Raw genomic sequence first — 25242 nt, forward strand, 5'->3', positions numbered from 1 at the left:
ATGTGCAGGGTCAGCGGTGGCCGTCGGAGGTGTCCACGCCGTCGAAGAGGTTGCTGTACCAGGGGCGGTCGGCGGCGCCTTCGTTGCGGCGCTGGCGGGTGCCGCCGCTGCCGTCCGCCACGGTGTAGCCGGTCTCGCCGGGCCGTACGAAGTGCAGGTGCTCGCGCGCCTGCTGCTCCACGTACGCCGGGTCCTCGAGCCGGGCCTTCTCGTCGCGCAGCCGCTTGACCTGCTCCCGCGCCTGCTCGGTGCGGTGCCGCTGCTCGGCGATGTCCGAACGCTGGGTGACCCACTGGCGCATGGGGTAGGCGAGGGCGACGACGAGGGAGCAGACGACGAGGGCGAGCAGCGCCGCCCGGCCGGTGAGCCGGCTGCGCCGCGGGGGCCCGGCGCGGTAGATCCGGGCCGCGGTCGGCCCCTGCACGAGGGCCGTGCCCAGCGCCTTGAGCCTGGTCGCGGTGGAGAACCGGTCCGCGCCCACGTCGCCTCCCCTGGAAGAGTCCGCCACGAACGTACGTCCCCGGACACGGTACGGGACCGCGGCCGGGGACGTACGGAGACTGGCGAGAAGGTCAGCCCTTGAAGCGCGGGAACGCGCTGCGGCCGGCGTACACCGCGGCGTCGTCGAGGATCTCCTCGATGCGCAGCAGCTGGTTGTACTTGGCGACGCGCTCGGAGCGGGCCGGGGCGCCGGTCTTGATCTGGCCGCAGTTGGTGGCGACGGCCAGGTCGGCGATGGTGACGTCCTCGGTCTCGCCGGAGCGGTGGGACATCATGCACTTGAAGCCGTTGCGCTGGGCCAGCTCGACGGCGTCCAGGGTCTCGGTCAGCGAGCCGATCTGGTTGACCTTGACCAGCAGGGCGTTCGCGGAGTTCTCCTCGATGCCGCGGGCCAGGCGCTCGGGGTTGGTGACGAACAGGTCGTCACCGACGAGCTGGACCTTGTCGCCGAGCTTCTCGGTGATGGTGTTCCAGCCGGCCCAGTCGTCCTCGAACAGCGGGTCCTCGATGGAGACCAGCGGGTACGCCTCGACGAGCTCGGCGTAGTACTCCGTCATCTCGGCGGCGGAGCGGTCCTTGCCCTCGAAGGTGTAGACGCCGTCCTTGTAGAACTCGGAGGCGGCGACGTCGAGCGCCAGCGCGATGTCCTGGCCGGGGGTGTAGCCGGCCTCCTTGATGGCCTCGAGGATGAGGTCGAGGGCCTCGCGGTTGGAGCCGAGGTTCGGGGCGAAGCCGCCCTCGTCGCCGAGGCCGGTGGACAGGCCGCGGCCCTTCAGCACCTTCTTGAGGGTGTGGTAGACCTCGGTGCCCCAGCGCAGGGCCTCGGAGAAGGACTCCGCGCCGATCGGCGCGATCATGAACTCCTGGATGTCCACGTTGGAGTCGGCGTGCGAGCCGCCGTTGAGGATGTTCATCATCGGAACGGGCAGCAGGTGCGCGTTCGGGCCGCCGAGGTAGCGGAACAGCGGCAGGTCGGACGCCTCGGAGGCGGCGTGCGCGACGGCCAGGGAGACGCCCAGGATGGCGTTGGCGCCGAGCGAGCCCTTGTTGTCGGTGGCGTCCAGGTCGAACATCGCCTGGTCGATCAGGCGCTGCTCGGTGGCGTCGTAGCCGACGAGCTCCGGGCCGATCTGCTCGATGACGGCGAGAACCGCCTTCTCGACGCCCTTGCCCAGGTAGCGGTTCGGGTCACCGTCGCGCAGCTCGATGGCCTCGAAGGCACCGGTGGAGGCGCCGGACGGCACGGCGGCACGGCCCGTGGAGCCGTCGTCGAGGCCGACCTCGACCTCGACCGTGGGGTTGCCTCGCGAGTCGAGGATCTCGCGAGCTACGACGACGTCGATGGACGGCACGAGGGTCTCCTTCGTGATGTGTCTGGAGTTCTGCAGCACGAGCCTAACGGGCCCCGGAGGCTGCACCGGCCCTTGGACCTGCCACCGGACCGAAAAATGGCACAAAAGCCGAGATCACCGGATGAATGGGCGGGGAAAACGGCGGAGCCCCGCTCCGATGCGGCTCGGGGGGAAGTCGCATCGGAGCGGGGCGGTCCCGCGGATGAGCGCGGCGCTCAGCCGGTGATCAGCTGAGATGCAGCTTCTGACCCGGGAAGATCAGGTCCGCGTTGTCGATGATGTCCTTGTTGCGGTCGTAGAGCTTCTGCCAGCCGCCGTCGACCTTCTTGGCGTCGGCGATGGAGCCGAGGGTGTCGCCTTCCTTGACCTCGTACTCGCCGTCACCCTGCTTGACCGGCTTGGCGGGGGCGGCGTGCTTCGGCGCGGTCTGCTTCGGGGCGGCCGGGGCCTCCTCGGCGGTCTCCGCCTGCGGCTTGGCGTGCTTGGGCGCGGAGGGGCGCTCGGCGCGGTCGGCGCGGCTCTTGGTGGAGGTCTCGCCCGCGGCGGAGGAGGAGGACTTCGTGGACTTCTTCTTCACCACGGAGCCGGAGCCGGAGGTGTCGACGTCGGCCTTCGCGCCACCGGCGGTCAGGCCGCCGGCGCCGGCGCAGCCCCAGGCACCCGGGCCCTGCATGGCGAGGAGACGCTCGGCGGTGGCGATCTGCTGGGCCTTGGTGGCCAGGTCGGCGCGCGCGGCGTACTGGGTGCCGCCGGCGGCCTTCCAGGAGGACTGCGAGAACTGCAGGCCGCCGTAGTAGCCGTTGCCGGTGTTGATGGCCCAGTTGCCGCTGGACTCGCACTGGGCGACCTTGTCCCAGGTCGAAACGGAGGCGGCGTTGGCGGAGGTCGCGACCATCAGCGGGGCGGCCACTGCGACGCCGGCGACGCCGGCGAGCGTGACGATGCGGACGGCCTTGGACGGACGACGGTGCTTGCCCTTGGACATAAGTCGGTTTCCTCACCGACGCCTACGAGGTGAGCTGTCGGGTTCGGGCTGTGAGTTTGCCCGGCCCGGTGCGCGGCTGCGCTCCGGGCTTCACCCCAAGCCGTCCCGCTCCCCCGGCCGTGAGGCCGTCGGACCGGTCCGGCGCCTTACCTTGGTTCCCCCGCTCCTGCCAACGGCGCTTGCGCGACGACTCCCCCGGCCGCCGGCAGGATTCGGCGTAGCGACCGTGGTGCTCGCGGTGGCGAGCGGTGACGACGTTAAACACAGCGGGCCGACGGGTTCAAACCCCACTTTTCAGCCACAGTTGCTGGAAGTTACCCACAGGAACCTCCTGTTTCCGCAGGTGAGAGGGGGTTTGAGAAGAACGGACGAGCTCCGTCCAGCCCAAAGCCAACGAGACCCATGTCTCACTTTCGACTGGAACGGACATTCGCCCCGAACCCCCCGGCTACGGACGGATATCGAGCCGCTGACCAGGCTTGATGAGATCCGGATCGGTTCCGACAACTTTTTCGTTCTTCTGATAGATCGTCTGCCAACCACCGTTGACCGAGTGGTCCTGTGCGATGGCTGACAGGTTGTCACCGGGCTGCACGGTGTAGTCCGTCGCACCCGGTACGCCCGTCCGGGCGTCACCGCCGTCGCGCGAGGGGCGCTGCGGCTCGCCCGAACGCGGCGGCTCGCTGCGGTGCTTGCCCGTACCCGGCTCCGCACTCGCGTCGTCGCCCGGCGTGCGCGGGGCGGTGGGCGCGGCGTCGGTGGGCGTGCCCGAGGGTGTGGCGGAGGGGGCGGCCGGACCGGTGGAGGGTTCGGCCGAGGGGTCCTTGCGGTGCTTGCCGTCCGGCTGTCCGGGGGTCTGGCCCGCAGGTGTGGAGGGGTCCGCGGACGGGCTCGCGGCGGGGTCCGACGGAGTGGGCTTGCCGGGCGTCTTGGACGCGTCGGGCGCGGGCTCGTTGGTGCCGGGCGCGCGGTCGGCGGGGGTCTTGTGCTCCGGCGTGGCGGGAGCGGAGCGCTCGGGCGCCGGCTTGCCGGTGGCCTCGGGCTCGGGGGTCTCGATGATGCGGCCGGGGTTCACCTCGGGCGCCGGAGCGTCCTTCGACAGACCCGACTTGACGGCGCAACTGCGCCAGGCGTCCGGGCCCTCGGCGGCCAGGATCCGTTCGGCGACGGCTATCTGCTGCGACCTGCTGGCCAGGTCCGGGCGCGGCGCGTAGGAGATGCCGCCGTTCTGCTCCCACATCTGCTGGGTGAGCTGCAGGCCGCCGAAGAATCCGTTGCCGGTGTTGGCGCTCCACAGCTTGCCGCTCTCGCATTGGGCGACCTTGTCCCAGGTGCCCGTGTCCGCGGCCGTCGCCGCGGTCGCCGCCATCAGCGGCATCGCGATGCCCGCCCCCGTCACCCCCGCCGCGAGCACGATGGCGGGTATCTGACGGGGGCGGCGATGTCTTCCGTTCCCGAAGCGCATGGGGTGGCCCTCTCGTGTGGCGGCTGATGTGGTCGTCGAACATAGCGACGGGTCCGGGTCGTCACAAGCCGGTGTATCCGAGGTCACGCGAAGGTCACGTCGCCTGATAGGGCGTCAGTCGGCGGGCGGCGCCGGGGTGAACTCGACGGGCAAAGTGCGCAATCCACGCATGATCAGACCCCCGCGCCAGCGCAGATCCTCCGGCTCCGCACCCAGGCGCAGATCGGGCATCCGGCGCAGCAGCGTCGCCAGCGCCACCTGCCCCTCCAGGCGCGCCAGGGGCGCCCCCAGGCAGTAGTGGATGCCGTGTCCGTAGCCCAGGTGCTGGTTGTCGCGCCGGGCCAGGTCAAGGGTGTCGGGGTCGGCGAACCGCTCGGGGTCGCGGTCCGCGGCGGCGAGGACGACGAGCACGGGGTCGCCCTCGGCGATGCGCTGCCCGCCCAGGGGCAGGTCCTGCGTGGCGAACCGCCAGGTCGCCAGCTCCACGGGACCGTCGTAGCGCAGCAGTTCCTCCACGCCGGTGGCCAGCAGGCTCTCGTCGCCCTCGCGCAGGGCGCGCTGGAGGCGCTCGCGCTGCCCGGGATTGCGCAGAAGGGCGTAGGTTCCGTTACCGATCAGGTTCACAGTTGTTTCAAAACCAGCAAAAAGCAGAATGAAGGCCATGGCCGCGGCCTCGTCCTCGGTGAGGTGCTCACCGTGGTCACTCGCCCTGATCAGTCCGGAGATGAGGTCTTCGCCGAGATCCTCCCGCTTACGGTGGATCAGCTCCGTGAGATAGCCCCGCATCTTCTTCACCGAGCGGGCCACTCCGCCGCGCGGCCCGCCGCCGTGGCGGATCATCATTCCCGCCCAGTCCCGGAAGTCGTCCTGGTCCTCGCGCGGCACCCCGAGCAGGTCGCAGATGGCATAGATGGGGAGGGGGAAGGCGAACTCGTGGATGAGGTCCGCCTCCCCTCTCTCCGCGAAGGCGTCGATGAGCTGATCCGTCAGCTCCTGCACGCGGGGCGCGAACTCCGCGACCCGGCGCGGGGTGAACGCCTTGGAGACCAGTCGGCGCAGCCGGGTGTGGTCCGGCGGATCGATGTTGAGCAGATGCGTCATCAAATTGGCGCTGCGCTCGCCGGGGATGCCGACCTTGCCCTTGCCGTGGGCGCTCTCGGAGTGGTGCACGGGGTTCTTCGACAGCCGCTGGTCGGCGAGCGCCTGCCGGGCGTCGGCGTACCGGGTGACCAGCCAGGCCTCGACACCGCTGGGCAGGGCGGTGCGGTGCACGGGGGCGTGCTCGCGCAGCCAGGCGTACGCCGGGTAGGGGTCGGCCGCGAATTCCCAGGTGAACAGCGGCGGGGCGGGGGGCGTGGGCATACGGTCGTTCGTGTCGTGCACGCCCCGACGCTACCCGCGGCCCCGCTAGTGGTGCCCGCCGCCGCCGCTGCCGAAGGCCCCGCTGCTGCCCGGGTCCCACTTCTTGCGGTCCTCCGAGCGCTCCTCGGGGTGGCTGCCGGGGTTGTTGATCTCGTGCGGCAGCACACGCTCGCCGTTGGCCTCGGTCTGCAGCTGGTCCGACTCCCGGTGCTCGACGACGTAGCCGACCGAGCTCTCCTCGTCGTCGTTGTGCCCGGGGCCATGGTCGGGCGAGGCCGGACCCCGGTCGTGCTCCTGCCGCGTCTGCCAGGAGCCCTGGCGGCGCTGCGGCTGGGCCGGGGGCGGCGGCTCCCTGTCGCGCCAGCGCTGCCCGTACACGAAGGCCAGGATCAGCAGGGCGCAGACGCACAGCCCCACGATGAAGGGGGCGATGCCGCCGACCCAGTGCGGCAGTGCGAGGTCCATGTGCTCAGTGCGCATGGATGTCGGGTACCCGCCGCGCGCCGTGTCAAGACCGCGCGTGGGCCGAACGGGTGGCGGCCCCTTACTCCCCTTGCTCCCCCCGCGCCCTCTCCGCGGCGAGGATCGCGTCCCGGTAGGTGCGGGCGGCCGCCCGCAGCGCCGTCTCCGGCTCGGTGCCGGCCGCCTCGGCCCGCACGGCCAGGGCCAGCAGCTCGTAGCCGACGCCCTCCCCCACCGGCAGGGCCACGTCCAGGCCCTCGGTACGGGCCCGGGAGGCGAGCTTCGCGGCGAGCGCGAGGGCCGGCTGCCCCAGCGGGACGCCCTCGGTGACGGAGTCGCGGCCCTTCTCGGCGGCCTTGGTGCGCAGCCAGTGCTCCCTGACGTCCTCCGGCGTCCGCGCGCTCTCCTCGCCGAAGACGTGCGGGTGGCGGTGGATGAGCTTGTCGACGATGGTGCCCGCCACATCGTCGACGGAGAACGGCTCGTCCGCGTCGTCCTGCGCGATCCGGGCGTGGAAGACGACCTGCAGCAGGACGTCGCCGAGCTCCTCGCGCAAAGCCTCCCGGTCACCGGTCTCGATGGCCTCCAACAGCTCGTACGTCTCCTCCAGGCCGTACTTCGCCAGGTCCTGGTGGGTGCGGATGCCGCTCCACGGGCAGGCCAGCCGGATCCGGTCCATGACCTGCACCACGTCCAGCAGCCGGGCGCCGGGCAGGTCGTAGGAGCCGGGCAGCAGCTCCAGCGCGGGCATCGACTCGCGGCCGGAGCCCGCCAGCCGGGCCAGGCCGTCGGTGAGGGCCGACTCCCCCTCCGCGGAGGTGATCACCACCGCGGTGCGCCGCCCGTCCGCGCAGTAGTCGACGAGCTCGCGGGCGGTCGGCGAGGCGTGCTCGACCTCCACGCCCGCCTCCCGCAGATACGGCAGCTGCGGATGGCCGGCGTCCGCGCACAGCACCCGCCCGGCGCCGCGCAGCGTCTGCCACGCGGGCCAGGACAGCAGGCCGGGGGCGACCCGGTGGCTGGTGGTGAGCAGGACGATGCGGCCAAAGGAGTCGTTCACGCGGTCGTTCACGCGACCGAGCCTAGGCGACCGGACGCGCCCGGCTCACGCCGGCTGTTCGGCGCCGGGCGCCGCGGCCGGCCGCAGCCACGGCTCCAGCGCGGCCCGGGCCGTACCGCGCTTGGCGTCCCACGTGCCGTAGCGGGGATTGACGTCCACGCGCAGGGAGTCGGAGGTCTTCATCAGCACCTCGCCCGTGCGGGCCTTGCCGAGCTTGTCCTCCAGCTTGGAGCGGACCAGGCCGACCGACAGCTCCCGGTCGATCTGGCCCGGCGCGATGCCGGCCGCCAGGAAACGCTCCTCGACGGCGTCGGCACCGCCGAGCACCCGCTCGACCTGCCCGCGCCGCTCCTGCAGCTCCCGGCGGGTGACCTCCACGCCGTTGTCCCGGCCGGCCTGCTCGATGATCCGGTACTGGATCAGCCGGACCAGCGTGTCCTGGCCCAGCTGCGCACTGCCCGCCAGCAACTGCGCCCCCTCCGGCGAGGACCGCTGCGCCTCGCGCACGTCCGCCACCTGACTCTGCAGCTGCGAGACGGTGATCCGCTCCTTGCCCACGACCGCCGCCGCACCCGGATGCGGTGTGGACCCGCAGCCGGTGAGCAGGGGCGCCGCGACGAGCACGGTGGCGGCGGAGAAGGAGAGCGCTGTCCTGCGGCGGATCATGAAGCCTCCCGGCAGAGATCGCTGGCAAACAGGTGCGGGGTCGATCGATGGTCCGGCGTTGATCGATGGTAGGGAGTCGGCGTGGCCCAGGCCACTGATTCGGCCAACGATTCGCGGGGCGTCGGGATGCGCGCCCCCGCCGCCGGGACCGAGGGGGGCGTCGTAACGATCACGGCCGAGGACGCATACTTCAGACCGACCCCCGCAAATCAGCCCGAGGAGGACCCGCCCATGGACTCGGCCACCGCCCCCGTCGCGGCACAGGACAGGAGCAGGGCCGAGACCGCGCCCGCACGGGGCGCCCGCGGCGCCCGGCTGCGCGCACCGCGACTGGACCCGTACTGGGTGGGCGGCGTCCTCTTCCTCCTCTACACCACGCTCTCCGTCTGCCGGCACCGGCGGATGCTGACCATGTCGTGGGACCTGGGCATCTTCGAACAGGCCATACGGGCCTACTCCCGGCTCCAGACCCCCATAGCCGACCTCAAGGGCCCCGGCACCAACATCCTCGGGGACCACTTCAGCCCCGTCACCGCGCTGATCGCCCCCCTCTACCGCGTCTTCCCCACCCCGGTGACGCTCCTCGTCGTCCAGGCCGCGCTCTTCGCCCTGTCCGCCGTGCCGGTCGCCCGGCTCGCCGCACACCTCCTCGGCCGCCGCCGGGGACTGGCCGTCGCCCTCGCCTACGGGCTGTCCTGGGGCGTCCAGCGGGCCGTCGACTTCGACTTCCACGAGATCGCCTTCGCCATGCCGCTGCTGGCCTTCTCCCTGGAGGCCGTCGTACGCGGCCGCTGGCGGACCGCCGCGCTGTGGGCCGCGCCCCTGGTGCTGGTCAAGGAGGACCTGGGCGTCACGGCCGCGGCCATCGGCGTCCTGATGCTGCTGCGGCTGCGCGGCACCGAGCGCACCCGGGGGGCGACGGCCTGGGCGGCCGGCCTGGTGGCCTTCGGGCTCGCCGGCGCCGCCCTGGCCCTCGGCGTGATCATCCCCGGCTTCAACAGCGGCGGCGGCTACGACTACTGGAACAAGCTCAGCGGCGGCGACGGCCCCGCCCCCGTCATCCCCGTCGACACCGCGCTGCGCACCCTGGCGTGGACCCTGCTGCCCACCACCGGACTGCTGGCCCTGCGCTCACCGGTGCTGCTGGTCGCCCTGCCGACCCTGGGCTGGCGCTTCGTCTCCCACGACGACCACTACTGGGGCACCGACTGGCACTACAGCGCCGTCCTGATGCCCGTCCTCTTCATCGCCCTGGCCGACGCCCTCGCCCGCTCCCGCCGCAGCCCCCGCCCGTGGCTGCGCTCGTACGCCCACCACCTGCCGGCCGCCGTCGCCGCCGCGGCCCTCGCACTCACCGCGTCCCTGCCCCTGTACGGCCTGACCCTGCCGGAGACCTATCGCGTCCCGCAGAGCGTCAAGGACACCGAGCGCCTCCTGGACCTCATCCCCGACGACGCCACCGTCGAGGCCGACATCGCCCCGATAAGCCGCCTCGTGAGCCGCTGCCGCGTCTTCTGGATAGGCGACACCCGCGGCGTCGTCCCCGACTACATCGCCCTGCGCCTGACCGACGGCAGGACCCCGCAGGACCTGGCCGGCGAAGGACAGCGGCTGCACCCCGGCGCGACGTACGCCGTACTGGGCAGCGGCGGCGGGCACGCGGTGCTCAAGCGGGTGCGCTAGCCCCCCGCCGCCCTGCCCCCGGTCAGCCGAGGATCGTCGTCAGGAACTCCCCCGTCCAGGCCAGCAGTTCCCGGCCGACCAGGGGCTTGCCGCCGATGGGGCGGGTCGCCGGGCGGGGGACCAGGATCTGCTGGGTCGCCGGCTTCATGACCGTGCGCGGGTGGAGGCGCTTGAGGCGCAGCTCCTGGGACTCGCGCAGGTCCACCGGGCCGAAGCGGACGTTGGAACCCTGCAGGGTGATGTCGCTGACGCCGCAGGAGCGGGCGAGCATGCGCAGGCCCGCGACCAGCAGGAGGTTCTCCACCGGCTCCGGCAGCTTGCCGTAGCGGTCGGTGAGCTCCTCGCGGACGGCCTTGATGTCCTCCTCGCTGCTCGCGGAGGCGATGGCGCGGTAGGCCTGCAGGCGCAGCCGCTCGCCCGGCGCGTAGTCGTGGGGGACGTGCGCGTCGACCGGCAGCTCGATCTTGACCTCGAGCGGGGCCTCCGCCTCCTCCCCGCCGCCCTCGACGGACGCGCGGTAGTCGGCCACCGCCTCGCCGACCATGCGGATGTAGAGGTCGAAGCCGACGCCCGCGATGTGCCCGGACTGCTCGCCGCCGAGCAGATTGCCCGCGCCGCGGATCTCCAGGTCCTTCATCGCCACGTACATGCCCGCGCCCATCTCCGTGTGCTGGGCGATCGTGGCGAGGCGCTCGTGGGCGGTCTCGGTGAGCGGCTTCTCCGGCGGGTAGAGGAAGTAGGCGTAGCCGCGCTCGCGGCTGCGGCCCACCCGGCCGCGCAGCTGGTGCAGCTGGGAGAGGCCGAAGTTGTCGCCGCGCTCGACGATGAGGGTGTTGGCGTTGGAGATGTCGATGCCCGACTCGACGATCGTCGTCGAGACCAGCACGTCGAACTTCTTCTCCCAGAAGTCGACGACGACCTGCTCCAGCGCCGACTCGCCCATCTGGCCGTGCGCCGTGGCGATCCGCGCCTCGGGCACGATCTCGCGCAGCTTCGCCGCCGCCCGGTCGATGGACTCCACCCGGTTGTGGATGTAGAAGACCTGGCCCTCGCGCAGCAGCTCGCGGCGGATCGCGGCGCCGATCTGCTTCTGGTCGTACGGCCCGACGAAGGTCAGCACCGGGTGGCGCTCCTCCGGCGGCGTGGTGATCGTCGACATCTCACGGATGCCGGTCACGGCCATCTCGAGCGTACGGGGGATGGGCGTGGCGGACATCGTCAGCACGTCCACGTTGGCGCGCAGCTTCTTCAGCTGCTCCTTGTGCTCGACGCCGAAGCGCTGCTCCTCGTCGACGATGACCAGGCCCAGGTCCTTGAACTTGGTCTCGGAGGAGAACAGGCGGTGGGTGCCGATGACGATGTCGACGGAGCCGTCGCGCAGGCCCTCCAGCACGGCCTTGGCCTCGGTGTCGGTCTGGAAGCGGGACAGCGCCCTCGTCACGACCGGGAACTGGGAGTACCGCTCGGAGAACGTGCCGAAGTGCTGCTGGACGAGGAGCGTGGTGGGCACCAGCACCGCCACCTGCTTGCCGTCCTGCACCGCCTTGAAGGCCGCACGGACCGCGATCTCCGTCTTGCCGTAGCCGACGTCGCCGCAGACCAGGCGGTCCATGGGGACGGACTTCTCCATGTCCTCCTTGACCTCGGCGATCGTGGTGAGCTGGTCGGGCGTCTCCGCGTAGGGGAAGGCGTCCTCCAGCTCCCGCTGCCAGGGGGTGTCCGAGCCGAAGGAGTGGCCGGGGGCGGCCATGCGCGCGGAGTACAGCTTGATCAGGTCGGCGGCGATCTCCTTGACGGCCTTCTTCGCGCGCGCCTTGGTCTTCGTCCAGTCCGCGCCGCCGAGGCGGTGCAGGGTGGGCGCCTCGCCACCGACGTACTTGGTGACCTGCTCCAGCTGGTCGGTGGGGATGTAGAGGCGGTCGCCGGGCTGTCCGCGCTTGGCCGGGGCGTACTCCACCAGCAGGTACTCGCGGGTGGCGCCCTGGACGGTGCGCTGGACCATCTCGATGTAGCGGCCCACGCCGTGCTGCTCGTGGACGATGTAGTCGCCGGCCTGCAGGGTCAGCGGGTCGATGGTCTTGCGGCGCCGGACCGGCATCCGGCCCAGGTCCTTGCTGGCGGACTTCTGGCCGGTGAGGTCGGACTCCGTCAGCACCGCGATCTTCTGCACGGGGTCGACGAAGCCGTTGTCGAGGCTCGCGCAGGAGACGTGCACGACGGACGGGGACAGCTGCGGCAGGTCCGCGTCGAGGCGGGCGGGGATGCCCTCGCCGCCGAGCACCTCGACCGTACGGGCCGCGGGGCCGTGGCCCTCGGTGAGGAAGACGGTGCGCCAGCCGTCGGCCACCCAGCCCTTGGTGTCGGCCAGGGCGCGGGCGGTGTCGCCACGGTAGGTCTCGGGGGCGTGCATGCCGAGGGTGAGGGTGTCGCCGTCGAGGTCCTCGCCGGCGGCGAAGGGGCTGACCGACCACCACATCATGCCGAGCTCGCGGGCGCGGTCGCGGACGTCGGCGATGCCCCACAGGGAGGCGGCGTCCACGTCGATGGGCGCCTCGCCGCCGCCGGCGGAGGCGGCCCAGGACGCCTGCAGGAACTCCTGGCTCGTGGCGACGAGGTCGGCGGCCCTGGTCCGTACCCGCTCCGGGTCGCACACGACGGCCATGCTGCCGGCCGGCAGCACGTCCAGCAGCAGCTCCATGTCGTCCACCAGGACGGGGGCCAGGGACTCCATGCCCTCGACCGCGATGCCCTCGGCGATCTTGCCGAGCAGCTCGCCGAGCTCGGGGTGGTCCTCGGCCAGGGCCGCCGCGCGCTCCCGGACGGAGTCGGTCAGCAGCAGCTCGCGGCAGGGCGGGGCCCACAGGCCGTGCTCGGAGACCTCCAGGGACCGCTGGTCGGCCACCTTGAAGTAGCGGATCTCCTCGACGTCGTCGCCCCAGAACTCGATCCGCAGCGGGTGTTCCTCGGTCGGCGGGAACACATCGAGGATGCCACCGCGCACCGCGAACTCGCCGCGCTTCTCGACCAGTTCGACCCGGGCGTACGCGGCCGCCGCCAGCGCCTCGGTGACCTCGCCCAGGTCGGCGCTCTGCCCGCTGCGCAGGCTGACGGGCTCGAGGTCGCCCAGGCCCTTGACCTGCGGCTGCAGTACGGAGCGGATGGGTGCCACCACGACGGAGACGGGGCCGGCCGCCGGGTCGTCCTTGCTGGGGTGCGCCAGCCGGCGCAGCACGGCCAGGCGCCGTCCGACGGTGTCGGAGCGCGGCGAGAGCCGCTCGTGCGGCAGGGTCTCCCACGACGGGTAGTCGACGACGCCGTCGGCCGGGAGCAGGGAGCGCAGCGCGGCCGCCAGGTCCTCGGCCTCGCGGCCGGTGGCGGTCACGGCGAGCACGGGCCGCTCGGCGCCGCGGGCGAGCGCGGCGATGGCGAAGGGCCGCGCGGCGGGCGGGCCGACCAGGTCGACGTGCGGCCGGTTGCCGTCGCCCGCGGCCCTCACCGCTTCGGCGAGCGCCGGATCGTTGACGACGGCGTCGAGCAGACCGTGCAGGCTCATGAAGGCTTTTCCGTCCCGGGGGTGGACAACGCGAACGGCCCGACACGGACTGTCAGGGCCGAGCCGGGGGCCTCCAGCCTACGACGGTGGACCGACACCCGCCGGGCCGCTGCGCGGGGCGGGACGGGGCGGTTCGGCACCGCCGGTCCCGACCCCCGGTTTGTGGGCAATCGTTCCGCAGGGCGGAACGGGTGGGCACAAACCCACCACCGGGCCGCACGGGCGAACCGGCCCGGACGCGCACCCCCGTGTCGCGTCCGGGCCGGAAACCCGGGAACCGCAGCCGCTAGTCCGTCGCGATCGCGTTCAGCACATTCATCCGCCCCGCCCTGAACGCCGGCACCAGCGCCGCCAGCAGCCCCACCACCGCCGAGCCGGCGAAGACCGCGGTGATCGTCGGCCAGGGGATGTCCAGGACGCCCAGGCCCTGCAGGGCCAGCAGCTGCTGCGACGCCGTGCCCCAGGCCATGCCCAGGCCGAGGCCCAGCAGGGCGCCGAAGAGGGCGATGACGACCGACTCCAGGCGGATCATGCGGCGCATCTGGCGGCGCGAGAGGCCGATCGCCCGCAGCAGGCCGATCTCACGGGTGCGCTCGACCACCGACAGGGCCAGGGTGTTCACGACGCCCAGCACCGCGACGATGATCGCCAGGGCCAGCAGGCCGTAGATCATGTTGAGGAGCTGGCCGACCTGGTCCTTGATGAGCTTCTTGTAGTCGGCCTGGTCGCGGACCTTGATCTGCGGGTAGTCGCCGACCGCCGCCTTGAGGGACGCGGCCGCCTCCTTCGCCTTACCGTCGGCGGCCTTGGCGAACATCATCATGTCCAGCGGCATCTTGTCGGCCGGCAGGTACTGCCGGGCAGTGGCGATGTTGGTGAACAGCGCACCCTTGTTAAAGCTGGTGTCGTCCGAGGTGACGGCCTTGACCTGCAGCTTCGCCTCACGGCCGTCGATCATCGCGACGGTCAGCCGGTCGCCGAGCTTGATCCTGTGGTCCTTGGCGAAGCCCTCCGGCACCGAGATGGCGTCCTTGCCGTAGGCGTCCGCGAAGGTGCCCCGGACCGTCTCCGTGCGCAGGTCGTCGCCAAAGGTGGGGTCCGAGGCGTTCAGCGACTCGGTGACGGTCCTGCCGTCCGGGAGGGTCAGCTTGGCGTTGACGGCCGTGATCTCGGTGACGTGCGCGAGGTCGCGGGCCGAGCGGATGGCCCTGGCCTGCGCCGAGGTGAGCGGCTGGCCGTTGTCGGTCTCGATGATGAAGTCCGCGCCCACCGACTTGTCGAGCTGGTCCGTGGCCGAGGCGACCATGGAGGAGCCGACCACCGACAGGGCGGCGACCAGCGCGAGGCCGATCATCAGGGCCGAGGCGGTGGCGCCGGTACGGCGGGGGTTGCGCAGGGCGTTGCGTTCGGCGAGGCGTCCCACGGGGCCGAAGGCCCGCAGGACGACCGTGCTCAGGACGCGGACGACGAAGCCGGCCAGCAGCGGGCCGACGACCACGAAGCCGACGAGAGTCAGCAGCACGCCCAGGCCGAGCATGCCCGAGCCGGCCGAGGCGTCGTCGGACCCGGCGGCGGACAGCAGGGCCGCGGCGCCGGCGCCGGACAGCAGCAGGCCGATCGTGGCCCGCACCTTGCCGGCCTTGCCGTCGGCGGGGTTGCCGGCGTCGCGCAGGGCGGCCATCGGGGAGATCTTCCCGGCCCGCCGGGCGGGCAGGTAGGCGGCGAGGACGGTGACGACGACGCCGATGCCCAGGCCCACGACGGGCGTGGTGGCCTTGATCGTCAGCTCGGAGGTGTCGAGCTTCATGCCGGTGGCGCCCATGAGCTCCATCAGCCCGACCGCGAGCCCGATGCCGCCGGCGATGCCCAGCACCGAGCCGACGACGCCCAGCATCAGGGCCTCGACCAGCACCGAGCGGTTGACCTGCTTGCGGCTGGAGCCGATGGCCCGCATCAGGCCGATCTCACGGGTGCGCTGGGCGACCAGCATGGAGAAGGTGTTGACGATCAGGAAGATGCCGACGAGGACGGCGATGCCGGCGAAGCCCAGCAGCGCGTACTTCATGACGTCGAGGAGGGAGCCGACCTCCTTCTTGTTCTCGGCCTTGGTCTCGGCGGCGGTGTGCACGGTGTAGCCCGTGCCCACGGCGGCGGTGACGTCCTTCTTCAGCTGCTCGTCGCTGACGCCGGAGGCGGCGGTGAGCCCGTAGCCGCTGTACACGCCGGGGCTGCCGAGCAGCTTGGCCTGGGCGGTGGGGGTGTCGAAGTAGAGGACGGCCGCACCGGGGTTCGTCGTCCTGTACGTGGCGATGCCGACGATGCGGACGGCGAAGTCGCCCGGCATGGCCATCACGCGCAGCGTGTCGCCCGTCGTCAGGTCGTGCTTGCCGGCGGTGTCGGCGTCCAGGACGACCTCGCCGGCGCCGCGCGGCTCGTGGCCGCTGGTGATCTCGACGGACTTCTTCTGGCTGTCGTCCCAGTTGGTGCCCACGGTGGGGGCGCCGGAGTCGGGGCTGATGCTCTTGTTCCCGGCCTTCGCGGCGGTGATCCGCTGGCTGGTGGCGTGCCCCTCCACCTTGGCGACGCCCGGCACCTTGGCCAGGCGGCCCTCCAGCGACCCGGGCAGGGTCTGGGGCTTTCCGGTCTCCTGGGCGTTGTCCTTCTTCTCCGGCGAGACGGCGACGTCGGAGGCGGTGGAGGCGAAGAGCTTGTCGAACGTGGCGTTCATGGTGTCGGTGAACACCAGCGTGCCGCAGACGAACGCCACCGACAGCAGGACCGCGACGGCGGACAGCGCCATGCGGCCCTTGTGCGCGAGGAAGTTGCGCAGCGAGGTCTTGAGGACGGTCACGACACCCGCCCGCGGGCGTCGAAGTTCTTCATGCGCTCGAAGACGGCCTCGGCGGTGGGGGCGTACATCTCGTCGACGATGCGGCCGTCGGCCAGGTACAGCACCCGGTCCGCGTAGGAGGCGGCGACCGCGTCGTGGGTGACCATCACGATGGTCTGGCCGAGTTCGTCCACCGAGCGGCGCAGGAAGCTGAGCACCTCGGCGCCGGCGCGCGAGTCCAGGTTTCCGGTGGGCTCGTCACCGAAGATGATCTCCGGTCGGGCGGCGAGGGCGCGGGCCACCGCGACGCGCTGCTGCTGGCCGCCGGAGAGCTGGTTGGGCCGGTGCTTGAGGCGGCCGGCCAGGCCCACGGTCTCCACGACCCGGTCCAGCCACTGCTTGTCGGGCTTGCGGCCGGCGATGTCCATGGGGAGCGTGATGTTCTCGAGGGCGTTGAGCGTCGGCAGCAGGTTGAAGGCCTGGAAGATGAAGCCGATCCGGTCCCGGCGCAGCTGCGTGAGCTTCTTGTCCTTCAGGCCGGTGATCTCGGTCTCGTCGATGAATATCTGCCCCGAGGTGACGGTGTCGAGGCCGGCCAGGCAGTGCATCAGCGTCGACTTGCCGGAGCCGGAGGGGCCCATGATGGCCGTGAACTGCCCGCGGGCGATGTCCACGTCCACGTGGTCGAGCGCGACGACCCGGGTCTCCCCCGAGCCGTAGGCCTTCAGGACCTGACGCGCCTTCGCCGCGACGGCCGCATGCCTTCCGCTGCCCCCGGCCCGGGGAATCGATACAGCCGTTGTCACGGTGGGCTCTCCTCGTAAGTCTGCCGAGCTGCTGAGTAATGGTTCAAAGCCTGCTGGAGCAGGGCCGCGGCCGCGATGGTGCTCGTACGTGTCTTCGGGGTGGTGCCAGCCCCACCCCGGTCCCCCGGCCGTCCCCATGAATCTAGGCAGCGCCGGGGGTGCCCCTCCTCCTGCTGCGGTACGAACCGGGGGGTGGAGAACGTACGGAGGGACCCCTAGGGGATACGGGCCCGCGGGGCGGCGGCGTCTCAGGGTCGGGGTCGGCTACGCACAACAGCGGAGAGAGCACCGCAAGAGGGGTAACGAACGGCGAAGAAACCGTGAAGCCGGTCCCCGGGCAAGACAATTGGGGCTTGAGGGAATTAGTGTTCGGGTCTATGGCCGAGGGGGGCTGACGTGCGACCCCCTTCGTACGGCCGCAGGTCTCCCAAGGAAGCAGCCCCCGTGAAGATACTTCGAACTCGCGCTGCGAGCGTCTCCCGTCAGGGACTGTGCGCTGCCCTGCTCGTCGCCGGCCTGACCACGGCCGCGGTAGGCGCCAGCCCGCCGCACCGCGCCGGACTGGGCGACCCCTCGCCCGGTCCGGACAACCCGCAGAGCCGCCCGCACGGCGTGCCCAACCTGGCCCTGCCCGACCTGGTGCCCCGCCCCGGCACCACGGGCAAGCCCGACCCCAACGCCACCAGAGGCGACACCCCCGACGGCGCCACGGGCATTCCCGCGACCGCCCTCGCCGCGTACAGGAACGCCGAGAAGCTCGCCCAGGAGCGCTACCCGAGCTGCCACATCCCCTGGCAGCTCATCGCGGGCATCGGCAAGGTGGAATCCGAGCACGCCGCGGCCTACGGGCTGCGTTCGGACGGGTCGACCGAGAAGCAGATCCGCGGCCCGCGTCTGACCGGCGGACAGTTCGCCGTCGTCAAGGACACCGACGGCGGCCGCTGGGACGGGGACACGGAGTACGACCGGGCCGTCGGCCCCACCCAGTTCATCCCCTCGACGTGGGAGAGCTTCGGCGCCGACGGCAACGGCGACGGCAAGCAGGACCCCAACAACATCTTCGACGCCACGGCGGGCACCGCACGCTACCTGTGCTCGGGCGGCAAGGACCTGAACAACCCCGGCGACCTCGACCGGGCCATCCTCAGCTACAACCAGTCCCGCGAGTACGTCAACGCCGTGCTCGCCTGGATGCGCGCGTACAAGAGCAGCAGCAGCGCGGTGCCCGACCCGGCGCCCTCGCGGCCCGGCACGGGGAACACCCCCGCGCCGCCGTCGTCGCGGCCGTCGAAGCCCGGCACCACCCCGCCGGCCAAGCCCGGCGGCGGCAGCGGCAGCAGCGGCGGCAGCAACACCCCGGGCAAGCAGAACCCGCCCGCCAAGCCGACGCCGTCGAAGCCCGACGAGCCCAAGAACCCGGGCAACAAGCCCAATCCGGGTGGAAACGGCAACGGCGGGGAGACCAAGCCCACTCCGCCCAAGCCCGCCCCCGTCACCCGCCTCGACCGCGTGGGCGACGAGACCCTGGAAGCCACCGCCAACGAGGTCTTCACCGAACGGGCGCGCGTACGGGCCCTGGACGCCGCCGGCAAGCCGGCCCCCGAGCGCACCCGCGTGCGCTTCGAGATCATCGGCCACACCGACGCGAAGTTCCTCGGCACCGCCACCTCGGTCACCGTCCCCACCGACAAGAGCGGACTGGCCACCGCACCGGAGCTCCACGCGAAGGACTGGCCCGGCTCGTTCACCATCCGCGCCACCGTCGAGGGCAGCGACATCACCCCCGTCGACTTCTACGCGAACGTCAAGGCCGCACCCGCGCCGCGCGCGGACACGCTCAAGCGCGTCGGCGAGGACCCGCTCAAGGCCGCGGCCAAGAGCGCCTTCACACAGAAGATCCAGATCAAGGCGCTCGGCAAGGACAAGGCCGTCTCCGACACCGCGATCACGGCCACCGTGCTCGCCGCCGACGGCAAGACGCCCGCGAAGACCGGACCGTACTTCAAGGACAAGGACGGCAAGCAGCTGCGCACGCTCGCCCTCCCCAAGACCGACAAGGACGGCACGGTCACCCTGCCCGAGCTGTTCACCGACGAGCAGGCCGGCACGTTCGTGCTGCGCCTGACCACCACCGACGGCACGACGCTCGACCTGAAGCTGACCGTCACGGCCCCGCCCGCCGCGGAGCCCTCCGGCACACCCGCGCCCTCCGGCCCGGCGAAGCCCGCTCAGTGAGCCACGGCGTCGTCCCGCCCGCCGCGCGCGGGCGGGACGACGCCGCCCGGCCGACGTCCCGTCAGCCGGCGTCCGCGTCCTCCGCCACCGGCTTGCCCGTCAGGGCCGCCAGGCTGTGCCGGACGTGCGCCATGTGCGACTTGAGCTCCTCGCGCCGCTCCTCATGCTCGCGCAGCACCCGCTCCGTGTCCCGCGCGATCCGCTCCTCGCGCACCCGCGCCTGCGCGATGACCGCCGCCGCCTGCGCCTCGGCGTCCTCCTGCCCGTGCCGGGCGGCCTCCTCCGTGTCGGCGTAGCGCCGCCGCGCCTCACCCAGCGCGGTCCGCGCGTACTCCTCCAGCGCCGCCACCCGCGCGTCCATCGCCGCCTCGCGCTCGGCGATCTCACGCCCCGCAGCGTCCCAGCGCTCGGCGTGCTCCTTCTCCTGCTCGGCCAGCACGTGCGCACACCGCTGCCGCATGTCCTTCAGCGCCGCGAGGGCCTCCTCGCCACGCTCCTTGACCTCCCGGCTCACCGTCGCCCGCAGGTCATCGGCGACCGTCTGCGCGGCGAGCAGCGCCTGCCGCGCCCACTCCTCCGCCTCCGCCCGCACCGCCACCGCGTACTCGTGCGCCGCGTCCCGCAGCTCACGGGTGTGCGTCTGGGAGGCCTCCTGCACGGCCGCCACCTCGGCCTCGGCACGCTCCCGCAGCCCCGCGGCCTCCAGCTCGGCGGTGGTCACCAGACCCTGGGCGCGCGGCCCCAGCGTCTCGTACGTCTGCGGCGGAAGCTGCGCCACCACCTGCGCCAGACGCCGGACCTCGTCCTCCATCTCGCGCGCGAGGACGGTCAGGCGCGCGGCCCGCTCCCAGGCGGAATCCCGCTGCCGGGCGCACTCCGCCATCGCGCTGTCGACCTGCTCCGGCCGGTAACCGCGGCCTCGTACGACAGCGAAACCGTCAGGAGACACCGATGAACTCATCCTTGTAGCCCCTTATATCCGGAAATCCGGTATGCGACAGGTCTGGCGTACATCATTCCCGGACAAGCGAAGCGCCCATGACGCGACACTCCGCAGCGCAGGGCGCAGGGCGCCCGACCCCCGTCCTCGGGTCGAACGCCCTGTGCCGTCCACGCACGCTTCAACCGGCCGCTAGAAGAGACCGTCCCACATCTGCTCCAGCAACACGGCCCACCAGTTCTCCGGCGAGGACAGCGCCGCCGGGTCCAGCGCGGCCAGCTGACTCTGAAAGTCCACGGTCCAGCGCCCGGCCTGCTCCGGCGTCAGCCCGTAACGCCAGCGCCACATCTTTCCGAGCAGCGCCAAAGAGCGAATGAACTGAGGGAGGCTCGTGTTGACGAACTGCGGCGGTACGGGGTGGCCGTCCGGCCCGGCCTCCACCGGCACGGCCACGATGTGCGCCGTGCCGTACTGCACACACAGCTGACGGCCGTAGTCGCTGCCCATGACGAGGTACGAACCGGCGTCCGACGCCGCCCGCACCCCGCGCTCCGCCGCCAGCTCCGCCAGCGTCGGCACCGGGCGGCCCGGCTGGGCCTGACCCCAGAAGAACGGACCGAAGTCGACCGGCAGACCGGCCCACACCAGCGTCTGCGCGACGACCTCCGGCACGCCCTGGCGCGAGACGGCACGCTGGTCGAAGCGGAAGATCCCCTGCGGCCCGAAGCCCTCGGCGAGCTCGCGCCCGATGACGTCCGGCCCGACCGGCGGCGCCGGCTGGATGCTGCCCGGGGGCGGCAGCGGCACCCGGTTCGGCGCCGGCCGCGCGGGCCCGTCCGCCACCTGGTGCAGCTCGCCCTGGTGCTCCACGAGGTGGCGCACGCCCTGCTGCCGGGTCGCGTGGTCGCGCCCGTACGCGGCCGTGTGACTGATCCTCACCTGGGGCCACGTCTCACGGATCATCCGCGCGCAGTACCCGCCCGGCAGGTCGCACGACTCCAGCTCCGTGTGCAGCTCCAGCACCTGCTGCGGCGGCACGTTCATGGACCGCAGCTCGTGCAGGATCTGCCACTCGGGGTGCGGCGTGCCGGGGGCACTGCGCCGGATGACCTGCTGCTCGGACCCGTCCTGGGCCCGGTAGCGGAGCACGGCCATGTACCCGGGCCCCACGGTGGGCACACCGGTGGGCGCCGCGGGCGGATACCCGTAGGCAGGCGCCGGGCCCTGAGGAGCCTGCGGTGCCTGCGGGGTGCCGGGCGCGCCGGGCATGCCCGGAGTCCCGGGCCCGGCCAGCATCGTGGCAGCGGCATGCACCCCACCGCCGGGCCCCTGCGGGGCGGACGGGGCCTGCGGGGGCGCACCGGGGGCCTGCGGAGGCCGCGGAGCGGCGGGAGCACCGGGAGCACCAGGCATGCCGGGCGTCCCGGGCCCCGCCAGCATCGTGGCAGCGGCATGCACCCCACCGGGACCCTGCGGGGCGCCGGGGGCGGACGGGGGCTGCGGCGCACCGGGGGCCTGGGCCCCGGGAACGCCCGGAGCCTGCGGGGCGCCGGGAGCGGACGGCTGCCCGGGGGCGCCGGGGAAGGCGGGGGCGCCGGGGGCGCCAGGGGCACCCGGAGCGTGGGGGCCGGGCTGGCCGGGCGCACCGGGCGCGTGGACACCGGGCTGGCCGGGGGCCTGCGGGGCACCGGGAACGCCGGGCTGACCCGGAACACCGGGAGCGCCCGGACCGGGCGGCTGGCCCGGAGCGCCCGGGAAAGCCGGCGCACCGGCAGCCTGGGCACCAGGCGCACCCGGAGCGGGGGCGGGCTGGCCGGGGGCACCCGGAGTCGCGGACGGCACGGGCGGCATCGCGGCACCCGGCGCGCCGAGCGCGCCCGCGACGAGGCTCGCCTCGTCCAGCTGGGAGACCAGCTGCGTACGCACGTACCGGCCCGCCGGCGGAGCCGTGGGGTCGGCCGGCGGCGCCGCGGCCGCGGCGGCCGGGTCGGTGAGCGCCGGCGCGATCGTCGTCCGCGGCAGCGCGCTGCCCTGCGGCATCAGCTCGGTCTTGGCGTCGGGGCGGATCCCCGGCGGCGGGGTGTCGTCGGCGTCCGAACCCGACAGGGCCGGGGCCAGCACGGTGGCGGGCAGGCCGACGGAACGGTCGTCGTCCACCTCCCCGACGTCCGCCCCGGCCCACGGCTCGGGCGAGGCCTCGGACGAGGAAACGTCCGCCGCGGCCCACGGCTCGGGCGAAGACGCAGGCTCGGAATCGGACGGCGCCTCAGGCGCCGACGCCGCGTCGGACGACACGTCAGCACCGGCCCACGGCCCGGACGAGGCCTCAGCCGCCGACGCCGCATCCGACGCCACGTCGGACTGGTCGTCGGTCCCGACCCGCCGCTCGGACGAAGCGGGCGTGACCTCGGACGACGCCCCGTCGGACCGCGCGTCAGCACCGGCCCGCCGCTCGGGCGAAGCAGGCGTGGCCCCGGCCGACACCGCAGCGGACGGCACGTCCACCCCAGCCCCCGGAACCGGCGCCCCCGGCGCCTCCGGCGCCCCCGACCGCCGGTCGGGGATCCCGATCGCGTCCGCCGCGTCCTGCAACCACTGCGGCGGACTCAGCAGGAACGACGTCTGGTTCAGGTCCACGCGCCGCGGCGGAGCCTCGTCCGCCGTCGCCGGTTCCGGTTCGTCCACGGACCCGTACTCCTCCTCGTACCGCCGGATCACCTCACCCACCGGCAGCCCCGGCCACAGCGTCGTCTCGCCGCTGTCCCGCGCGATGACCAGCCGGACCCGGCCGCCGTCGCCCGTCGGGCCGTCCTCGCGGTCCTCCGCCCAGGCCACGAAGCCCAGGTCGAACTCCCGCACCCGCACCTCGCGTTGGAGATAGGCCGGCACATCGCCGTTGACCCAGCGCTCCGCGCGCTCCTGCGCCTGCGCGAACGTCACCATTGCGCCGCTCATCCCTCCACCGCGACGGCGTGCGCGAAGCCGCCGTCCACCATCAGGTTCGCCACGGTCTCCAGCTCCGGCGGGCCGCCCGCCAGGCGGGACAGGAACGCGTCGAAGTCCTCGCCGCAGGGCAGCATCAGCCGCTCCACCCGCTCCGTCACCGTCCAGCCGTCCTGGTCACGGGCGTCGTCGTACGGGCAGAACCACACGGAACCGACGGCCTCGCCCCGCACCTTCACCGCGAGGACGCCGCCCTGGACGAAGCCGACGCCCAGATAGTCCTTGGTGAAGTGGTCGCGCAGACACTTGTTCACGTACACGAGGTCGTTGACCGCCGCCTCGTCGCGCACCGTGAAGAACGGCTGGTCCACCAGCAGCCCCAGCTCCGCGTCGAGCGCGGCGCCCACCGGGGCGCAGCCGCCGGCCGCCTTCAGGAAGGCGCGGTAGGCGCCGGGCAGGCGGTAGCCGAGGTCCTCCTCGACGCCCTGGACCTGCTCCTCGGTGACCGCCAGGTCCCGCTGCGGCAGCGCGAAGTGCACCGGCCGGGTCTCCTGCAGCGGACGCGTACCGCGCTTGCCGTGGTCCACGGCCGCCGTCGCCAGGCCGCCGTGGTGCCGCAGCAGCGCCTTGACCTCCGCCGGCACCAGCTCGAGCCGGCGCGTACGGGGCACGTGGTGCCAGGTCCAGCCGTGCGGCGTCGCCACCGGCGGCAGGCTGGCCCACAGCTCGTGGCCGGCGGCGTGCTGGGCGGCGTTGGCCGACACGTAGTCGGTCAGCCGCAGCTCGTCGACGCCGAAGCCCTCCGGGGGCTCGGCGATCTCCGCGGCGGCCCGGGCGTACGGCGAGAAGTCCGGGAAGCCCTCGTCGTCGATCCGCACCCCCTTGGGGTGGCGGCCTCGCCGCACCGGGTCCGGGAAGTGCACGACCTGTCCCGCGTAGGCCGCGTTCGGTGGCGCGGCATGCTGCCCGAGCCGACCTGTCGTCATGGCGGAAGCCCCCTGCTGACTGTGTCTCCTACAGGACTACTGAAGACCCGGACATGCGGCGGACGCCGGGAACACTCGTGGGCGACAGCCTATGCGGTGCCGCGAGAAGGGTGTCCCCGGCAACGGGTGACCCCGCCCGCCGCCCCGCGCCCACACGCTTGCAGGTGCGTACGAACCCGTACCAACGGTGGTCGCCCCGACGTCGCCCCGCGACAACTCGTGACCCCACAGTGATCATTCGACACTCCGGACGCACACAACACCGACCTGCCTTCCGCACCCGGCATCCCATTTGGCAGGCTGATCCCCGCAACAGGGGGATTGCACGGGAGGGAAGAACCGCCATGCACACGACCAAGGACCGCCGGACCGCCGACGAAGACGCCACCGCACCCGGCGACCCCCGGCTCACCTGGAGCTCCACCGAGGACGCCGACCGGCCGCCCGTACTGCTCCACCGCCGCGACGGCATCCTGCCCGCCGTGGCCGCCGCCCTCTCCGTACGCGGCGAAACCCTCACCTGCACAGCGGGCAAATCCGACCAACCGCCCAGACTCCACCCACTCGTCCAGGACTTCCTCGACACCCTCACCAACGAACGCCGCGAACGCTTCACCGGCCGCTGCCCCGAAGCCGTCCTCCTCACCCGCTACCTCACCGGCTTCGAAACCGGCCGCAGCAAACGCGCGGCCCGCAAACCCCTCACCCACGGCGAAGCCCGCCGCGCCCTGAAGCAGTCCAAACTGACCGCCCGCCACATCCGCGAGGACGGCGACCCCCGCCACGGCGCCTACGCCCCGCCCTGCCGCTCCTGCACCGAACTCCTGGCCCACTTCGGCGTACGCACCGTCGACCCCGGCGCCCCGACCAACGGCAGGAACTGACCACCACCCATGCGCGCATTCGACCGCACCGCCGCCACCCGCTTCCCCGTCAACGTCGACGCCGCCCTGCGCGAAGCCGGCTGGCAACCCGGCCGCTGGGACATCAAGGCCGCCGAGAACTGGGCCGACGCCCTGCGCGCCCACACCTCCCCCGCCGGCCACCGCCACACCGTCTTCCCCGCCGCCGTCGAGGCCTGGGCCGAATTCGGCGGACTCCACGTCACCCCACCCGGACCCGGCCGCCACATCGCCCCCACGCCGTTCCACATCGACCCCCTGCACGGCCTCCACCTCGCCCGCACCGTCGCCGACCTCGGCCGCGCACTGGGCACCGAGGTCTGCCCCCTCGGCCAGGAAATGGACGGCCAGGCACTCCTCGCCGTCGACGCCCACGGCCGCGTCTACAGCCTCGACCACACCGGGGACTGGTACCTCGGTTCCGACATCGACCACGCCATCGGCGCACTCATCACCGGAACCCGGCCCTCCCGCCTGTCGGCCGCCGCCCCGCCCCGCTGACGCGAGCGCA

General features: G+C 72.7%; 18 protein-coding genes and 1 riboswitch. Of the genes, 4 read left to right on the plus strand and 14 right to left on the minus strand.

Annotation, left to right across the window (positions count from 1 at the left end; all coding sequences use genetic code 11):
• Positions 1–10 precede the first annotated feature (10 nt).
• From AB0G59_RS06945 to AB0G59_RS06980, 8 genes are all read right to left on the minus strand, one after another.
• Positions 11–481, minus strand: coding sequence for a septum formation initiator family protein (locus AB0G59_RS06945; protein ID WP_071965324.1), 471 nt, complete (start codon positions 479–481; stop codon positions 11–13).
• Positions 482–572: 91 nt separating this feature from the next.
• On the minus strand, positions 573–1853 hold the full coding sequence (gene eno, locus AB0G59_RS06950; RefSeq protein ID WP_071965323.1) for a phosphopyruvate hydratase: 1281 nt from the start codon (positions 1851–1853) through the stop codon (positions 573–575).
• Between the two features lie 226 nt (positions 1854–2079).
• Positions 2080–2838 (minus strand): transglycosylase family protein, encoded by a 759-nt coding sequence (locus AB0G59_RS06955; protein ID WP_360908843.1) that lies wholly within the window; start codon positions 2836–2838, stop codon positions 2080–2082.
• A gap of 4 nt (positions 2839–2842) precedes the next feature.
• A riboswitch (cyclic di-AMP (ydaO/yuaA leader) is annotated at positions 2843–2992 on the minus strand.
• Positions 2993–3286: 294 nt separating this feature from the next.
• Positions 3287–4252 (minus strand): transglycosylase family protein, encoded by a 966-nt coding sequence (locus tag AB0G59_RS06960; protein ID WP_360908845.1) that lies wholly within the window; start codon positions 4250–4252, stop codon positions 3287–3289.
• A 165-nt stretch (positions 4253–4417) separates the two neighbouring features.
• Positions 4418–5665 carry a cytochrome P450 gene (locus tag AB0G59_RS06965; RefSeq protein WP_360909339.1) on the minus strand — a complete coding sequence of 416 codons (1248 nt, stop codon included), beginning with the start codon at positions 5663–5665 and terminating at the stop codon, positions 4418–4420.
• A gap of 45 nt (positions 5666–5710) precedes the next feature.
• On the minus strand, positions 5711–6145 hold the full coding sequence (locus AB0G59_RS06970; RefSeq protein ID WP_360908847.1) for a DUF6479 family protein: 435 nt from the start codon (positions 6143–6145) through the stop codon (positions 5711–5713).
• Between the two features lie 64 nt (positions 6146–6209).
• Positions 6210–7199 carry a nucleoside triphosphate pyrophosphohydrolase gene (locus tag AB0G59_RS06975; protein WP_360908849.1) on the minus strand — a complete coding sequence of 330 codons (990 nt, stop codon included), beginning with the start codon at positions 7197–7199 and terminating at the stop codon, positions 6210–6212.
• Positions 7200–7232: 33 nt separating this feature from the next.
• Complete coding sequence (locus AB0G59_RS06980) at positions 7233–7853, minus strand: SurA N-terminal domain-containing protein (RefSeq protein WP_360908851.1); 621 nt, start codon at positions 7851–7853, stop codon at positions 7233–7235.
• A gap of 231 nt (positions 7854–8084) precedes the next feature.
• On the opposite strand from AB0G59_RS06980, the gene AB0G59_RS06985 reads away from it, so the two are divergent.
• Positions 8085–9536, plus strand: a complete 1452-nt coding sequence (locus AB0G59_RS06985) for a DUF2079 domain-containing protein (protein ID WP_360908854.1) — start codon at positions 8085–8087, stop codon at positions 9534–9536.
• Between the two features lie 22 nt (positions 9537–9558).
• Here the strand turns inward: AB0G59_RS06985 and mfd are convergent, their stop codons facing one another.
• The 3 genes from mfd to AB0G59_RS07000 all read right to left on the minus strand — a co-directional run bounded on the left by mfd (position 9559) and on the right by AB0G59_RS07000 (position 16725).
• Entirely contained in the window at positions 9559–13089 is a 3531-nt protein-coding gene (gene mfd, locus AB0G59_RS06990) for a transcription-repair coupling factor (RefSeq protein WP_360908856.1), read from the minus strand.
• 286 nt (positions 13090–13375) lie between these two features.
• Positions 13376–15940: an FtsX-like permease family protein gene (locus AB0G59_RS06995; protein ID WP_360908858.1), complete on the minus strand. Its 2565-nt coding sequence runs from the start codon at positions 15938–15940 to the stop codon at positions 13376–13378.
• The gene (locus tag AB0G59_RS07000) at positions 15937–16725 is read right to left on the minus strand and encodes an ABC transporter ATP-binding protein (RefSeq protein ID WP_360908860.1); all 789 of its coding nucleotides are present in this window, start codon (positions 16723–16725) and stop codon (positions 15937–15939) included. The genes AB0G59_RS06995 and AB0G59_RS07000 overlap by 4 nt, the downstream gene beginning before the upstream one ends.
• 444 nt (positions 16726–17169) lie before the next feature.
• Between AB0G59_RS07000 and AB0G59_RS07005 the strand changes: the two genes are divergently transcribed.
• Positions 17170–18960 (plus strand): lytic transglycosylase domain-containing protein, encoded by a 1791-nt coding sequence (locus AB0G59_RS07005; RefSeq protein WP_360908862.1) that lies wholly within the window; start codon positions 17170–17172, stop codon positions 18958–18960.
• A gap of 61 nt (positions 18961–19021) precedes the next feature.
• Here the strand turns inward: AB0G59_RS07005 and AB0G59_RS07010 are convergent, their stop codons facing one another.
• The 3 genes from AB0G59_RS07010 to AB0G59_RS07020 all read right to left on the minus strand — a co-directional run bounded on the left by AB0G59_RS07010 (position 19022) and on the right by AB0G59_RS07020 (position 23829).
• Positions 19022–19909 carry a cellulose-binding protein gene (locus AB0G59_RS07010; RefSeq protein ID WP_360908864.1) on the minus strand — a complete coding sequence of 296 codons (888 nt, stop codon included), beginning with the start codon at positions 19907–19909 and terminating at the stop codon, positions 19022–19024.
• Between the two features lie 183 nt (positions 19910–20092).
• Positions 20093–22843, minus strand: a complete 2751-nt coding sequence (locus AB0G59_RS07015; RefSeq protein WP_360909341.1) for an SUKH-4 family immunity protein — start codon at positions 22841–22843, stop codon at positions 20093–20095.
• Positions 22844–22851: 8 nt separating this feature from the next.
• Positions 22852–23829 (minus strand): SMI1/KNR4 family protein, encoded by a 978-nt coding sequence (locus AB0G59_RS07020; RefSeq protein ID WP_071964924.1) that lies wholly within the window; start codon positions 23827–23829, stop codon positions 22852–22854.
• A 344-nt stretch (positions 23830–24173) separates the two neighbouring features.
• Between AB0G59_RS07020 and AB0G59_RS07025 the strand changes: the two genes are divergently transcribed.
• Together AB0G59_RS07025 and AB0G59_RS07030 are read left to right on the plus strand one after the other, a co-directional pair.
• Positions 24174–24713 carry a YwqJ-related putative deaminase gene (locus tag AB0G59_RS07025; protein ID WP_360908866.1) on the plus strand — a complete coding sequence of 180 codons (540 nt, stop codon included), beginning with the start codon at positions 24174–24176 and terminating at the stop codon, positions 24711–24713.
• Positions 24714–24722: 9 nt separating this feature from the next.
• A complete protein-coding gene (locus AB0G59_RS07030; protein ID WP_360908868.1) occupies positions 24723–25232 on the plus strand; it encodes an SUKH-3 domain-containing protein in 510 nt (169 codons plus the stop codon).
• Positions 25233–25242 lie beyond the last annotated feature (10 nt).

It is taken from the genome of Streptomyces sp. NPDC021096, assembly GCF_040641275.1.
Classification (GTDB): domain Bacteria; phylum Actinomycetota; class Actinomycetes; order Streptomycetales; family Streptomycetaceae; genus Streptomyces.

What these genes read in the sequence shown, in the direction of transcription:
- AB0G59_RS06980 (WP_360908851.1), bottom strand. Translation starts at nt 7,853, where the DNA reads ATGATCCGCCGCAGGACAGCGCTCTCCTTCTCCGCCGCCACCGTGCTC.
- AB0G59_RS06985 (WP_360908854.1), top strand. Translation starts at nt 8,085, where the DNA reads ATGGACTCGGCCACCGCCCCCGTCGCGGCACAGGACAGGAGCAGGGCC.
- AB0G59_RS07025 (WP_360908866.1), top strand. Translation starts at nt 24,174, where the DNA reads ATGCACACGACCAAGGACCGCCGGACCGCCGACGAAGACGCCACCGCA.
- AB0G59_RS06965 (WP_360909339.1), bottom strand. Translation starts at nt 5,665, where the DNA reads ATGCCCACGCCCCCCGCCCCGCCGCTGTTCACCTGGGAATTCGCGGCC.
- AB0G59_RS06970 (WP_360908847.1), bottom strand. Translation starts at nt 6,145, where the DNA reads ATGCGCACTGAGCACATGGACCTCGCACTGCCGCACTGGGTCGGCGGC.
- AB0G59_RS06955 (WP_360908843.1), bottom strand. Translation starts at nt 2,838, where the DNA reads ATGTCCAAGGGCAAGCACCGTCGTCCGTCCAAGGCCGTCCGCATCGTC.
- AB0G59_RS07015 (WP_360909341.1), bottom strand. Translation starts at nt 22,843, where the DNA reads ATGGTGACGTTCGCGCAGGCGCAGGAGCGCGCGGAGCGCTGGGTCAAC.
- mfd (WP_360908856.1), bottom strand. Translation starts at nt 13,089, where the DNA reads ATGAGCCTGCACGGTCTGCTCGACGCCGTCGTCAACGATCCGGCGCTC.
- AB0G59_RS07030 (WP_360908868.1), top strand. Translation starts at nt 24,723, where the DNA reads ATGCGCGCATTCGACCGCACCGCCGCCACCCGCTTCCCCGTCAACGTC.
- AB0G59_RS07020 (WP_071964924.1), bottom strand. Translation starts at nt 23,829, where the DNA reads ATGACGACAGGTCGGCTCGGGCAGCATGCCGCGCCACCGAACGCGGCC.